The 13,884-nt window shown below is 62.1% G+C and carries 10 protein-coding genes and 1 pseudogene; 6 read left to right on the plus strand and 5 right to left on the minus strand.

The window, feature by feature from the left end; genetic code table 11:
- The first annotated feature begins 13 nt into the window (after nt 1-13).
- From AB433_RS20290 to AB433_RS01120, 3 genes and pseudogenes are all read left to right on the plus strand, one after another.
- Nucleotides 14-834: pseudogene (locus AB433_RS20290) on the plus strand (IS5 family transposase).
- Between the two features lie 143 nt (nt 835-977).
- Nucleotides 978-2,087, plus strand: coding sequence for a Fic family protein (locus AB433_RS01115; protein ID WP_047819590.1), 1,110 nt, complete (start codon nt 978-980; stop codon nt 2,085-2,087).
- A 361-nt stretch (nt 2,088-2,448) separates the two neighbouring features.
- Nucleotides 2,449-3,351, plus strand: a complete 903-nt coding sequence (locus AB433_RS01120; protein ID WP_047822989.1) for an ArdC family protein — start codon at nt 2,449-2,451, stop codon at nt 3,349-3,351.
- 115 nt (nt 3,352-3,466) lie between these two features.
- Here the strand turns inward: AB433_RS01120 and AB433_RS01125 are convergent, their stop codons facing one another.
- Nucleotides 3,467-3,829, minus strand: coding sequence for a hypothetical protein (locus tag AB433_RS01125; RefSeq protein WP_082134729.1), 363 nt, complete (start codon nt 3,827-3,829; stop codon nt 3,467-3,469).
- Nucleotides 3,830-3,894: 65 nt separating this feature from the next.
- Here AB433_RS01125 and AB433_RS01130 point away from each other — a divergent pair, with 65 nt between their 5' ends.
- The 3 genes from AB433_RS01130 to AB433_RS01140 are packed head-to-tail and all read left to right on the plus strand — an operon-like array spanning nt 3,895 to nt 7,252.
- Nucleotides 3,895-5,466 carry a recombinase family protein gene (locus tag AB433_RS01130; protein ID WP_047819591.1) on the plus strand — a complete coding sequence of 524 codons (1,572 nt, stop codon included), beginning with the start codon at nt 3,895-3,897 and terminating at the stop codon, nt 5,464-5,466.
- A gap of 2 nt (nt 5,467-5,468) precedes the next feature.
- Nucleotides 5,469-6,362, plus strand: coding sequence for a plasmid partitioning protein RepB C-terminal domain-containing protein (locus tag AB433_RS01135; RefSeq protein ID WP_245626547.1), 894 nt, complete (start codon nt 5,469-5,471; stop codon nt 6,360-6,362).
- On the plus strand, nt 6,359-7,252 hold the full coding sequence (locus AB433_RS01140; RefSeq protein ID WP_047819592.1) for a plasmid partitioning protein RepB C-terminal domain-containing protein: 894 nt from the start codon (nt 6,359-6,361) through the stop codon (nt 7,250-7,252). The genes AB433_RS01135 and AB433_RS01140 overlap by 4 nt, the downstream gene beginning before the upstream one ends.
- A 286-nt stretch (nt 7,253-7,538) precedes the next feature.
- Here AB433_RS01140 and cobA read toward each other — a convergent pair whose 3' ends face one another.
- The 4 genes from cobA to nirB are packed head-to-tail and all read right to left on the minus strand — an operon-like array spanning nt 7,539 to nt 13,775.
- Entirely contained in the window at nt 7,539-8,327 is a 789-nt protein-coding gene (cobA, locus tag AB433_RS01145) for a uroporphyrinogen-III C-methyltransferase (protein WP_047819593.1), read from the minus strand.
- On the minus strand, nt 8,324-10,903 hold the full coding sequence (locus AB433_RS01150; protein WP_047819594.1) for a nitrate reductase: 2,580 nt from the start codon (nt 10,901-10,903) through the stop codon (nt 8,324-8,326). Before AB433_RS01150 ends, cobA begins: the two co-directional genes overlap by 4 nt.
- Nucleotides 10,904-10,911: 8 nt before the next feature.
- Complete coding sequence (gene nirD, locus AB433_RS01155) at nt 10,912-11,271, minus strand: nitrite reductase small subunit NirD (protein ID WP_047822996.1); 360 nt, start codon at nt 11,269-11,271, stop codon at nt 10,912-10,914.
- On the minus strand, nt 11,271-13,775 hold the full coding sequence (gene nirB / locus AB433_RS01160) for a nitrite reductase large subunit NirB (RefSeq protein ID WP_047822997.1): 2,505 nt from the start codon (nt 13,773-13,775) through the stop codon (nt 11,271-11,273). Before nirB ends, nirD begins: the two co-directional genes overlap by 1 nt.
- Nucleotides 13,776-13,884 lie beyond the last annotated feature (109 nt).

Below are 13,884 nucleotides of genomic sequence, written 5' to 3' on the forward strand. Positions count from 1 at the left end.
CGATTGACGGGGCGTGCAGGGATTGATTCAAGGCTGCTTTTTGGAGGCAGGCTTGAGCAGGGGCGATCTGACTGAAGCGGAATGGCGTATTTTGAAAGACTTGTTGCCGATTGAACCCGAGAACCGTGGTCGCGGCAGGCCGCCCGAGCAGAACCGCTCAATCATCAATGGCATCCTGTGGCGGCTCCGCTGCGGCGCTCCGTGGCGCGACGTGCCGCCCAAATATGGTAGCTGGAACACCATCTATCGCCGGTTCAGGCGATGGAGCGAAGCCGGGGTCTGGGAGACCGTTGCAGTGACGCTGGCTGAGATCATGGCGGACAGCGGCCACTACAGCATCGATAGCACCACCGTTCGCGCCCACGTCTCGGCAGCGGGCGGAAAAGGGGGACTCATCGACGCGCTCTTGGCCGCTCGCGGGGCGGGTTTACCAGTAAACTTCACTGCTTGGCTGATGCCCTTGGACGACCGCTCGCCTTCCATCTGACGGTCGGCGAGGCGGCAGATTGCAAGGCTTACGACGCCCTCATCGGTCTGCCCGAGCGTGCACCGATCGCCTTGCTTGCCGACAAGGGCTACGATGTCGACGCCATCCGTGCCGACCTTGCCGAACGGAAGATCGAGGCCGTCATTCCTGGCCGGTCAAACCGCCGCGTGAAAATCGAGCACGACCGCACGCTCTACAAGCAGCGCAACCGGATCGAACGCATGTTCGGCCACCTCAAGATCAATCGCGCCATCGCCACGCGTTACGACCAGCTTGCCAACAGCTTCCTCGGAATGGTCCATATCGCTACTGCCAGATACTGGCTAAAATTTGTCCACGCCGCCTAGGGGTAGGACAGGCTTCCAGCGCAGGCCATCTTGATACCTTTGTTGCGGCGATTAGTCGATTTATTCACCGCACTTTATCCGGTGAATATTCTTGCCCTCTGCGGTGAATGGCCCCTATAATCACTGCAAAGGATGCGGTGATAATGGCATATATCCACGAACTGACAGACTGGCCTAACCTGCATTGGAGCGACGAGCAGCTTGCCCAGCCGCTTGCCGCCGTGCGGCACCGGCAGGGGCGGTTGATCGGGCGCATGGAGGCGCTTGGCTTTCCGTTGCGCGCGGAAGCCGTGCTTCATGCACTGACCGAAGACGTCATCAAATCCAGCGAAATCGAGGGTGAGGTGCTGGACAGGGAGCAGGTGCGTTCTTCCATCGCCCGCCGTCTCGGCATGGACATCGGCGGCTTGGTCGATGCGGATCGAAACGTCGAAGGCGTCGTGGAAATGATGCTCGACGCCACGCAGAACTATGGCCAGTCGCTAACCGCCGAACGGCTGTTCGGCTGGCACGCAGCCCTGTTTCCCACCGGGCGCAGCGGCATGAGCCGCATCACCGTGGGCGCGTGGCGCAAACCCGAAGGCGGGCCGATGCAGGTTGTTTCAGGGCCGATTGGCCGTGAGCGCGTCCACTACGAAGCCCCGGCATCCGAGCGGCTGGATGATGAAATGGCGCGCTTCCTTGAGTGGTTTGAGACGGCAACGCCCGATCCAGTCCTGAAAGCCGGAATTGCGCATCTATGGTTTGTCACCATCCACCCCTTCGACGACGGCAACGGACGCATCGCGCGCGCCATCGCCGATCTTGCGCTGGCGCGCGCTGAGGGAACTGCGCAGCGATTCTACAGCATGTCCGCGCAAATCCGCACCGAGCGCAAAGCCTACTACGATATGCTGGAATCGACGCAGAAGGGCGACCTGGACATCACGCCCTGGCTGTTGTGGTTTATCGGCTGCCTTGATCGGGCGTTCGACGGGGCCGAAACCATCCTTGCCAGCGTGATGCGCAAGGCGCGGTTTTGGGAATCGGTTGCGGGACAGCCTTTGAACGACCGTCAGCGCAAGGTGTTGAACCGGCTACTCGATGGCTTCGAGGGCAAGCTGACCAATGCTAAATGGGCGGCGACCACCAAGGCATCGTCCGACACGGCCTTGCGGGACATCAACGATCTGGTGCAGCGGGGCATCCTTGCAAAAGACCCTGCTGGCGGGCGCAGCACGAGCTATTCGCTGGTGTTGGACGCTGCGGATTGAACTTGGATTTCAGTTCAGCAGGTTTTTGAGCGTCCCCTGCGGGCCGGGCTGTATCGCTGGCGCAACGGAACCCGCTTCGCGGTTTCCGCCCATTCGGGTTGCCATCCCTGACGCGGGATAGGGCGGGCACGCCCGCTCTGCATTGAGCGCCGCCAGCGGCGCAAACTTTTCCATACCCGAGGAAGAAAGAGGCGCTGCCTCTCTCTCCCTGCAAGGTGCCGCTTTGGGGCCGTGGCTCGCTGCGCTGCGCCCGCACCACCCCCGGCACCGGACCTTGCTCCCTCTCTCTCCGCCCCTCGCCGGGTCGGCAGGGGTCATGCGCGGCATGACCCGCTGCGCGGATTTGAAGGGAGTAAACACCATGACCAAGCAAGACCCCCATAGCCGCATCACCGACCGTATTTTGACCGAACTTGAGCAGGGCACCCGTCCTTGGCTGAAACCGTGGAGCGGCGGCGACATGGCCGCATCGGGGCGGACCCGCCCCTTGCGCGCCACCGGCCAGCCCTATCGCGGAATCAATGTGCTGCTACTGTGGATCGAGGCGCAGGCATCCGGTTTCGTCACCCCGTCATGGATGACCTACAAGCAGGCGCAAGCCTCGGGCGCGCAGGTGCGCAAGGGCGAGCGCGGCGCAACCGTGGTCTATTATGGCGACAGCACCAAGACCGTGCATGACGATGCCAGCGGAGAGGACCGGGAACAGGCGTTCCGGTTCCTGAAAACCTACACCGTGTTCAACGTGGCGCAGATCGACGGCCTGCCCGAGCGATTTCATATCGTGCCGGAACCAGCGCCGGAAGTGGAGCGCATTGCAGCCGCCGAGGCGTTCTTTGCCAGCATCCCCGCGACCGTGAACCACGGCGGCGACAAGGCATATTATATGCCGTCAGCCGACCGCATCCAGCTACCGCCCTTTGCGGCCTTCCATGACGCCCACGGATATTACGCCACAAGGGGGCATGAAACCGTGCATTGGACTCGGCACGAGAGCCGCCTTGATCGCAGCTTTGGCCGTGAGAAATGGGGCGATGAAGGGTATGCCCGCGAGGAACTTTGTGCCGAACTTGGCGCGGCATTTCTTGCTGCCGACCTTGGGCTTTGCATCGAGCCGCGCCCGGATCACGCCAGCTATATCGCGAACTGGATAAAGGTGCTGCAAAACGATACCCGCGCCATTGTGCAGGCAGCGGCCCATGCCGAACGCGCCGTTGCCTATCTTCACCAGTTTGCACACTCGGAGGAAGTGCCACAGGCGGCATAGCACTGCCAATGATAGAGGCCGCCCCAACGGGCGGCCACTTCATTTGACCCGCCCACCCAACCCCTGTTTGGGCTGCTCCCCTTGGTCGCCGCCTACGGCAAGAAGTTTGGTCAGATCATATCATTTGATCGAGCGCGGCCATCGTTTCCGCCAGCACGCGCCTCAACGATAGCAGGCTGGCCCCTAATGACATTTCAGGTCTTTCGGCCAAAAGCATTATGGCTTTCAGCACTGCATTGGATTCTCGCGCCAATAGGATCAGATGCACGCCGCTCGGCGCGTTGGTGCCGTTCAGCCAGTTTTTCGCCGTGCGCTGGCTAACACCTGTCCACTTCATAATCATCTTCGCGCCGTTGCGCGTCGATCCGAACTCGATCTTCAAGGCGGAAGCGATCACTTGCGCGAACTCGGAATCGGTCAGTGCGTCGCGACCGACCGGAAAAGAACTGCCCTTCTTTGGAAACATGTTGCCACCCATTTGCTGTTAGGGAGGCCCGAGCAGACAGCGAGAAAATAACTGGGCAAAATGAAGGCGCGACCGCGATGGTCATAGAATGGAGGACAACCGGCGATATTCAATCAGACGGCCAGACGCCAAAGCGGGCCGCTGAATATGTCCGTATGTCCACCGATCATCAGCAATATTCGACTGACAATCAGGCGACAGCAATTCGCGCCTATGCCGAGAAGCGCGGATTCGAGATTGTCCGCACCTATGCCGATGAAGGTAAAAGCGGCCTCCAGATTGGCGGGCGCGATTCCCTGCAACAGCTTCTCGCTGATATTGACGGCGGCAACGTCGATTTCGAGGCGATCCTTGTTTATGATGTGAGCCGCTGGGGCCGTTTCCAAGACCCCGACGAAGCCGCCTATTACGAATTGCGCTGCAAACGCGCCGGGATCACCGTTCATTATATCGCCGAGCAGTTCGAGAATGACGGCACCATCGGCTCGTCGATCATCAAGACTGTCAAGCGAGCGATGGCCGGGGAATATAGCCGCGAATTGTCGGTCAAGGTGTTCGCGGGCCAATGCCGCCTCATCAGCCTTGGCTATCGGCAAGGTGGCGCGCCCGGTTTCGGATTTCGTCGAATGCTTGTCGATGAACGCGGCCAGCACAAGGGCGTGCTTGAGCGGGGCGAACACAAGAGCATCGCCACGGATCGCGTCGTGCTGGTGCATGGGCCAGAAGAGGAAATCGCCACCGTCCGCGAGATTTATCGTCTGTTCGTCGAGGACAGCAGCTCGGAAAGGCAGATCGCCGAATGGCTCAATGGGCAGGGTATCCTGTCTGACCTGGGGCGTGAATGGACACGCGGTGCGGTGCACCAAATCCTCATCAACGACAAATATGCCGGTCACAACGTCTGGGGTCGCACATCCTTCAAGCTGAAAAACCGGCATGTTCGCAATGATCCATCGGACTGGATCAGGCACGACCAAGCGTTTCCCGCCATCGTGTCGCAGGAGCTGTTCGACCAAGCCCGGCGCATCATTGAGGAGCGGTCGAAGCGCCTGACTGACGATGAATTGCTGGCGATGCTGTCGAAGATTCTGAAAAAGAACGGATACTTGTCCGGCCTTATCATCGACGAGTTCGAGGATGGGCCGTCCAGCAGTGCCTATCAGTCCCGTTTTGGCAGCCTGTTGCGCGCCTATTCGCTGGTCGGTTTCATTCCCGACCACGATTATCGCTACATTGAGATCAACCGCGCCTTGCGCCGGATGCACCCGTCGATTGTTCGGGACGTGATTGAGGGCGTGCGCGCCATTGGCGGCAGCGCGATCCAGAATCTCGTAGATGACACGCTGACAATCAACGACGAGATCACCGCTTCCATCGTCATCGCCCGGTGCAAGCTGACGCGCAGCGGCTTTCGTCGCTGGAAAATCCGGCTCGACGAGAGCTTGCGACCCGACCTCACAATCTGCGTCAGGATGGATGAGGACAACATGACCGCGCACGACTTCTATGTTTTGCCGCGCATGACCCTTGTCGAAGGCGTCCTGCGGCTGGCCGATCATAATGGCCTGTCGCTTGACGCTTTCCGTTTCGACACGCTGGACGGCTTGTTCGCCTTGGCGAAGCGCGTGCCATTCCGGCAGGCGGCATAGCTGTGGCACTGCCCGGCCAGCGCGTCGAGATGATCCCGATTGACCGGATCACCGTCGTCAATCCGCGCCTTCGCAACAAGAAGGTCTTCAAGGGCATCGTCGAGAACATCGCCGAAGTCGGCCTCAAGCGTCCGATAACCGTCACCAGCCGTCATGGAGACGATGGACCGCTCTACGATCTTGTCTGTGGTCAGGGTCGCCTTGAAGCCTTCCGCCAACTCGGCCAGGCCGAAGTGCCCGCCCTGATCGTGACCGCCGATCAGGAAGATTGCTTCGTTGCCAGTCTCGTCGAGAATTGCGCCCGCCGTCAGCATCAGGCCGTGGACCTGTTGCAAGACATCCTCGGGATGCGCGGGCGCGGCTATTCCGACAACGAAATTGCAGCCATGACCGGCCTTTCCGCCAACTATGTCTATATTGTGGGAAGGCTGTTGGAACGCGGCGAGCGGCGTCTCGTTGCCGCCGTAGAGGCTGGCTATCTTCCCATATCCGTCGCCCTCGAAATCTGCGAAGCCGACGATCAGGGCGTGCAGGCCGCGCTTCACAAGGCCTATGAAGATAATCTGCTACGCGGACGCGCACTTATCGCCGCACGCCGCTTGGTCGAGGTTCGCAAACGCTCTGGCAAAGCGGCCAAGCTAAACCGGCTTGTCGGCAAGGATGCGGCAACGACGCCCGAGGGGCTGGTCAAAGCCTTTCAGGAGGACACCGAACGCAAGCGCATGATGATCCGAAAGACAGAGGCGACCCGCAACCGCCTCGTTTTTATCGTCGAAGCATTGAGCCAGCTATCAAACGACGAGAGTTTCGTCGCGCTGCTCGAAGATGAAGGTCTGGCGACGATACCGACCAGCCTCGCGGATCGGATTCAAAAAGTCAGGATCAGCGCGCAATGAGCCGGGCCAATCGATGGCGCAAAATCAAGCTGGCCTTTGAGCCGACCAGCCTGCGGATTCCGCTTGGCGAAATCGAGCTTCTGCGCACGATGCCCGAATCAACGCGGAAGTCGCCCAAATATGGCCAGATCGCAGCGTCTATCCGCGAAGTCGGTATCATAGAGCCGCCAGTCGTGGTTCGCGTGGCGGGAGAGGCGGAGCGATACCGGCTGCTTGATGGACATATCCGCATCGACGTTCTGAAAGCGCGCGGTGACGACGATGTTGTCTGCCTTGTGGCCACCGACGATGAAGCCATCACCTACAACAAGCGCATCAGCCGCATGGCTATCGTTCAGGAGCACAAGATGATCCTGAAGGCGCTTGAGAAGGGCGTATCGGAGGAACGCCTCGCGCGGGCGCTCAATGTCAACATATCGAGCATCCGCAGCAAACGGCGCTTGCTGGATGGAATTTGCGATGAAGTGGCGAAGCTGTTGCAGGACCGGATGGTGCCGCTCAACACCTTTCGCGAGATGAAGAAGCTGCGCCCGATGCGGCAGATCGAAGTCGCCGAAACCATGATGGCGATGAACCGGTTTTCATGGACCTATGCCAAATCGCTTGTTGCCGCCACACCGCAGCACCTGTTGACTAGCGAAAAGCGCAAAGCGGTGCGCGGCCTCAGTGACGAACAGATCGAGCATATGGAGCGCGAGGCGACCAATATCGACCGCGAGTTCCGCATGATCGAGCAGAGCTACGGCATGGACCACCTCGATTTGGTGCTGGCGACCGGCTATCTGGCCCGCTTGACGGAGAACGTGCGCGTGGTTCACCATCTTGCCCGCCACCATCCCGAACTGCTGGCCGAGTTTCAGCGGATCGTGCAGCTTCGTGAAGCGGCGTAGCGTTGCACGGCATCACGATTGCGAGTGCGGTGATTGCATCATATGAGAGCGGGTCTGGGGAGTTCGCGATATTCACGATTTTTCCGCTTTCGGATGCCTTCAATTCAGGCATAGTTTGGATGTCGATCCGCGTTGTGTGGGAGCGAATGTGGGAGCAAAATTCGCCCTTTCTTCGTAAAAGTATCAGAAAATAAACGATATTTTCTGATTTTTGGCGGACACCCTCTCCGCCACGATCTGACCTTATCGATTGTCTCAACCGGCCCATTTCGCGGCGCTAGTTTGACTAGTGTAACTTGTGATCCGTTGGGCTTGCGTTAGACCGGGAACGGGCCGTCAGGGCCGCAGTAGCCCTTAACCGCATTGCCTGTCCGATCAGAATCATCGCCGGCTTGTCGGTAAAGGCCGCTTTTGCCGCGATGGGCAGCAGGTCGAGCCGCGTGACAAGGCGGTTTCCGTCGCCAAGGCTGGCATTTTCCACCAAAGCGACCGGCGTGTCGGCGGGTAGACCAGCTGCGATCAACTCGCGCGACACCATCGCGGCGGCCTCTTTGCCCATGTAAACGGCCAGCGTCGCCTGCGGATCGGCCAACGTGGACCAGTCCAGATCCAGCGCTGCCCCGTTGCGAGAATGGGCGGTTACGAAGGTCAGCTTGCGCGCCAGTCCGCGCAGGGTCAGCGATATGCCAAGATCAGCCGCTGCCGCGCTGGCCGCGGTGATGCCGGGGCAGATGCGGATCGGAATGCCTTCGGCGCGGCAGGCCTCGATTTCTTCGGTCGCTCGCCCGAAAATTGCGGGATCGCCGCCTTTCAGGCGCACGACGCGTTCGCCTGCCATTGCCGCTTCGACCAGCAGGCGATCGATGGTGGCCTGATCCTTCGAATGGCGTCCCGATCGCTTGCCAACCGGTTCGCGCCGGACAGTGGCGGGGATCAGGTCGAGCACGCCCTGGCCGACCAGCGCATCGTAGAAAACGACGCTGGCCGCATTGAGCAGGCGTTCGGCTTTGCGGGTCAGCAGGTCGGGATCGCCGGGGCCTGCGCCGACCAGCCAAACTTCTCCTCGGGCGATCATTCGGCAGGCTCCTTTGCAGTCGGTGCGAATTGCGCGGTCAGGCTTGCGATCATCGGCCGGCAAGACCCGCAATTGGTGCCCGCCTTGGTGCATTGGCCGACGGCGGCAACGGTGCCCGCGCCGCCCTCTATCGCCTCGCGGATCGTGATTTCGCCGACGTCGTGACAGATACAGACAGTGGGGCCGGTGTCGGGCAGCGGGGTCGCAGAGCGGGCGGCCAGAAGCTCTTGGGCTGCGCCGTCCTTCAACCCTAGCTGCGCCGCGATCCACTCACGGGCGGGCAATGTGCCGGATCGGGTGAGATAGAGGGCAGAAAGCAACTTGCCGGAGGCATCGACCACCGCGATCCGGCGCATCCCGCGCGCCATGTCCGCCGCTTCCAGCCGCTGCCCGGCGGGCAGCAGCGTTTCGACATCGACGTTGCCCATGCCAGCCAGTTCGACCAGCCAGCCGTTTTCCTGCCGAGCCTTGGCCCAGTAGAGGACGTTTGGCCTTGCCGGTTCGTCACAGGTGACGAGGAAGGCGCGCCAATCGGGCAGGACCACCGCGATCTTAGCAGGCGTGTCCTTGAACGCGGGCTGGCCGGACACTGGATCGGTGCGCCGCTGGGTCAGCCGGTTGCTGCGACCTGCGCTGCCAAAGGCATCGGTCCAGTGCATCGGGGCGGAAATCGTGCCCTTGGCCTGCGCCTCGGTAATGCGGGCGCGCAGCACCGTTTCGCCTTGCGCCGTCGAGACCCGCACCAGTCCGCCAGCGTTGACGCCTGCGCCGGCCGCATCCTCGGGGTGGATGTCGAGCAGCGGTTCGGGGCGATGGCGGGAGAGCTTTGGCGACAACCCGGTACGCGTCATGGTGTGCCACTGGTCTCGATAGCGATTGGTGTTGAGCCGCAGCGGGAAGGCGGGATCGAAGGCACGCGGGGCGGGCGGGGCGATGCTGATCAGGCGAGCCTTGCCATCGGGATGCGAGAATCCGGCTTCGAGCAGCGGCTGGTGCGCGCCCCAACGGAAAGGTTCCATCGCTTCATAGGAAACGTCGGTCATGATCGCGCGGTCGGTCAGGTCGAGCTTCAGCCCGCGTTCCGCCGAGATCGCGGTCATCGCGGCATATTCGCGGAATACTGCCGCAGGGTTTGGCCACGCGAAGTCTTCGGCCCAGCCCATGCGGGCCGCGACATCGGCGATGATCCGCCAGTCGGCGCGCGCTTCGCCCGGTGCGGGGAAAAGGGCGCGCTGGCGGCTGATCATGCGTTCCGAATTGGTAACTGTGCCGTCCTTCTCACCCCATGCGAGAGCGGGCAGGCGCACGTCGGCCATAAGCGCCGTGTCGGTGTCGGTAATGCAATCGGAGACGACGACGAAGGGGCAACGTTGCAGCGCCTCTCGCACGAAGCCCGCATCGGGCAGCGATACGGCGGGATTGGTCGCCATGATCCACAACGCCTTGATCCGTCCGTCGTGAACCGCGTTGAACAGGTCCACCGCTTTCAGGCCGGGGCCTTGCGCGACCGTATCGGTATTCCAGAAGGTGCCGACAGCTGCGCGTTCCTGTTCGGAAAAGCCGAGATGGCAGGCCAGTTGGTTGGCCAGCCCGCCGACTTCGCGCCCGCCCATGGCATTGGGCTGACCGGTGATCGAGAACGGCCCCCCGCCGGGCACACCGATGCGTCCGGTGGAAAGATGCAGGTTGGTGATCGCATTGCCCTTGTCGGTGCCGCAGGCCGATTGGTTTGCACCTTGGCTGAACAGGGTGACGGTGCGCGGGTGTGCGGCGAACAGGTCGCAGAATTCGTCGAAACCATCGGGCAGGACGGTTTCGCCCGCAGACAGATCGTCCCAGAACCGGTCCGGCGTGGTGACGTGCCGCGCCATGAAGGCATCGTCGGTCATGCCCCGGCGGTGCATATCCAGCAGCATCGCGTTGAACAGTGCGACATCGCCGTCCGGCTTAATCGCAATGTGCAAATCGGCCCGCTCCGCCGTTTCTGTGCGGCGCGGATCGATGACGACAAGTTTCGTGCCCTTCGCCTCGCGCGCGGCCTCGATCCTTTGCCAGATTACCGGATGGCACCACGCGGTGTTCGATCCGACCAGCACGATGAGGTCGGCCTTGTCGAGGTCGTCATAACTGCATGGCACGAAATCCTCGCCAAAGGCGCGGTTGTGCGCGGCGACCGCGCTAGCCATGCAGAGGCGCGAATTGGTGTCGATATTGCCGCTGCCGATGAAGCCCTTCATCAGCTTGTTGGCGGCGTAATAGTCTTCGGTCAGCAGCTGGCCGGAAACGTAGAAGGCCACAGAATCCGGTCCGTGCTCGGCGATGGCTTGGCGGAATTGCGCCGCAACCAGCCGTAGCGCCTCGTCCCAATCGGCCTGCGCATCGCCGATCATCGGGTACAGCAGACGGCCCCCAAGACCGACGGTTTCACCAAGATGCGTGCCCTTGGAGCACAGCCCGCCGCGATTGGCCGGGTGCGCGGTATCGCCACCGATCTCTACTTCGCGCCCGTCGCCCACGCGCGCCGTAATGCCGCAACCGACACCGCAATAGGCACACGTGGTACGGACGGCGCGCACGGGGCGGCTCAGGCGGCCTTCGGTGCCGGGATCACGGCTTCGCGCAGCAGGAACAGGCGACCGCCGTCGACCTTCATCGGGATCGTCGGCGTGCAGCCCACGTCATCGCCCTGCGCCTCGCCGCTGCGCAGCGAGATGCGCCAGTTGTGGAGCGGGCACGAGACGCTGTCGCCATGGATGATTCCTTCGGACAGCGGCCCCTGTTTATGTGGGCATTTGTTGACGAGGGCGTAGAATTCGCCGCGCATCGTGTGGAACACCGCGATTTCGTCACCGCCCTGTACAGGGATGGTGCGCGCGGTGCCGGGGTCGATCTGCGTGGCGGGGCCGATATCGAGCCAGGTGCCCACGTCGTTAATCTTGGGCATCATGCTTTCTCCAGCGCAAGGGGGCGCACTTCGGCAAGGTGCTGATGCAGTTTCTCGTTGTGGCCGCCGGCCCGCTTTTCCCAAGGGTCGTCCTGCCAGAACTTCTGCGAATACCGGAACCGCGCGGCGAGGGTCTTTACCGTCTGTGGGTCTTCGAACAGCGCGGCCTTGAGCCAGTCGAGGCCCTTACGCTCCACCCACGGGGCGGTGCGTTCGAGATAGCGGGCATCCTCACGATAGAGCTGAATGAAACCGGCGCAGACATCCATCGCCTCCTTCTCGGTCTCTACCTTGCAGAGCAGGTCGGTGGCGCGGACGTGGATGCCGCCGTTGCCCCCGACATGAAGTTCGTATCCGGAATCGACGCAGACCACGCCGAAGTCCTTGATAGTCGCCTCTGCGCAATTGCGCGGGCAGCCGCTGACCGCGATCTTGAATTTGTGCGGCATATAGCTGCCCCAGGTCATCTTCTCGATCTGAATGCCAAGGCCGGTCGAATCCTGCGTGCCAAAGCGGCACCATTCGGACCCGACGCAAGTCTTCACCGTGCGCAGCGCCTTGCCATAGGCATGGCCGGAAACCATGCCCGCCGCGTTCAGGTCTCCCCAGACATGGGGCAGGTCTTCCTTGCGGATGCCGAAGATGTCGAGCCGCTGGCCGCCGGTCACCTTGACCATGCGTGCCTCGTACTTTTCGACCACGTCGGCGATCGCGCGCAGTTCCTTGGGGCTGGTCACGCCGCCCCACATGCGCGGCACGACCGAATAGGTGCCGTCCTTCTGGATGTTGGCGTGAAGTCGCTCGTTGACGAAGCGGCTCTTCTCGTCATCGACATATTCGCCGGGCCATGCGCATAGCAGGTAGTAGTTCAGCGCCGGGCGACAGCTGGAGCAGCCGTCGGGCGTGGTCCAGTGCAGTTCCTGCATGACCTGCGGGATGACCTTCAATTCTTTCTCGACGATCAGCCCCCGCACATCGTCGTGGGTAAAGCTGGTACATTTGCACATCGTCTTCGGCCCGCTGTCGACCGCGTCGGCCCCCAGCGTCAGGGCCAGCAGGCTTTCGACCAACCCGGTGCACGAGCCGCACGATGCGGATGCCTTGCAAGTGGACCGGACCGCGTCGAGGCTGTGCGCCCCGCCATCGATGCACGCGACGACCTGCCCCTTCGACACGCCGTTGCACCCGCAGATCTCCGCGTCTTCGGAAAGCGATGCAACGGCGGCGCTAGGGTCCAGCGCGGCTCCTCCGCTGGCGAAGGCCTGGCCGAAGATCAGCGCCTCGCGAATGTCGGAAACGTCTTCTTGCTTGCGGAGCAGGTCGAAGTACCAGTTGCCGTCGGCGGTATCGCCGTAGAGCACGGCGCCGACGATGCGGTTGTCCTTGACGACAACACGCTTGTAGACGCCGCGGCTGGCATCGCGCAGGACGATGTCCTCTGCATCGTCACCGCCAGAGAAATCGCCTGCCGAGAACAGATCGATGCCCGATACCTTGAGCTTGGTCGACGTGACCGAACCGCCATATCCGGTAGGGCTGTCGGTGGCATAGTCGGCGAGAGAGCGGCACATTTCCCACAGCGGCGCGACAAGGCCGTAGCACAGGCCCCGGTGCTGGACGCATTCGCCGACGGCAAGCACGTCGGGGTCCGATGTGACCATGTGATCGTCGACCAGAATGCCGCGCTCGACATCGAGGCCCGCTTCCTTGGCAAGCCCGGTCGAGGGCCGGATGCCAGCAGCCATAACCACGATATCTGCCGGAACCTCGGTGCCGTCTTCCAGCAATACGGCGCTGACCTTGCCGTCCTTGCCGACGATCTCCTTGGTGTTGGCGCTCGTTAGGATTGTCTGGCCGCGGCTTTCCAGCTCGGCCTTGAGCAGGTAGCCCGCCGCCTCGTCCAGCTGGCGTTCCATCAGGGTCGGCATCAGGTGGATGACGGTGACGTCCATCCCGCGCAGCGACAGGCCATGGGCGGCCTCCAGACCCAAGAGCCCGCCGCCGATGACCACCGCCGAACCACCCATTTCGGCAGCGGCCAGCATCTTGTCGACATCGTCGAGGTCGCGGAACGTGAAGACACCGTCCAGGTCTTTGCCCGGAACCGGTATGATGAAGGGGTCCGAACCGGTCGCGATCAGCAGCGTGTCGTAATTCTCGATCCGGCCCGAACGGGTCACGACATGCTTTTGCGCACGGTCGATGCCGACGACCGGGTCGCCCGAGATCAACTGGATCTCGTTATCGTCGTACCAGTCCTGGCCGTTGATGACGATTTCCTCGAAGGTCTTTTCGCCCGCAAGCACCGGCGAGAGCATGATGCGGTTGTAGTTCACTCGCGGCTCTGCGCCGAAGATCGTCACGTCGAAGCGGGTTCCGTCGCGCGCGAGGATTTCCTCCACCGCGCGGCAGCCTGCCATCCCGTTGCCGATCACGACGAGCTTGCGCCCCCGTGAAGGGGCCCCGGTCGCCTCGATCCTGTCCTGCGCTACGGTCACGTTCATCATGGTCCTCGTTCCATGCGCACGCAAAAAAGCCGCCACGATCCTGCGAGAGGTTCGGGCGGCGACGTTGCCACGCAATGTTGGTTGGATTGCAGCGGATCGCTTTCGG

The sequence above is a fragment of the Croceicoccus naphthovorans genome (genome assembly GCF_001028705.1).
Taxonomy (GTDB): domain Bacteria; phylum Pseudomonadota; class Alphaproteobacteria; order Sphingomonadales; family Sphingomonadaceae; genus Croceicoccus; species Croceicoccus naphthovorans.

Bases quoted from the DNA above. Each gene is read 5' to 3' on its own strand.
- cobA (WP_047819593.1), bottom strand. From the start codon at position 8,327: ATGATCGCCCGAGGAGAAGTTTGGCTGGTCGGCGCAGGCCCCGGCGAT.
- AB433_RS01125 (WP_082134729.1), bottom strand. From the start codon at position 3,829: ATGGGTGGCAACATGTTTCCAAAGAAGGGCAGTTCTTTTCCGGTCGGT.
- AB433_RS01130 (WP_047819591.1), top strand. From the start codon at position 3,895: ATGGTCATAGAATGGAGGACAACCGGCGATATTCAATCAGACGGCCAG.
- AB433_RS01140 (WP_047819592.1), top strand. From the start codon at position 6,359: ATGAGCCGGGCCAATCGATGGCGCAAAATCAAGCTGGCCTTTGAGCCG.
- AB433_RS01115 (WP_047819590.1), top strand. From the start codon at position 978: ATGGCATATATCCACGAACTGACAGACTGGCCTAACCTGCATTGGAGC.
- nirB (WP_047822997.1), bottom strand. From the start codon at position 13,775: ATGAACGTGACCGTAGCGCAGGACAGGATCGAGGCGACCGGGGCCCCT.
- nirD (WP_047822996.1), bottom strand. From the start codon at position 11,271: ATGCCCAAGATTAACGACGTGGGCACCTGGCTCGATATCGGCCCCGCC.
- AB433_RS01120 (WP_047822989.1), top strand. From the start codon at position 2,449: ATGACCAAGCAAGACCCCCATAGCCGCATCACCGACCGTATTTTGACC.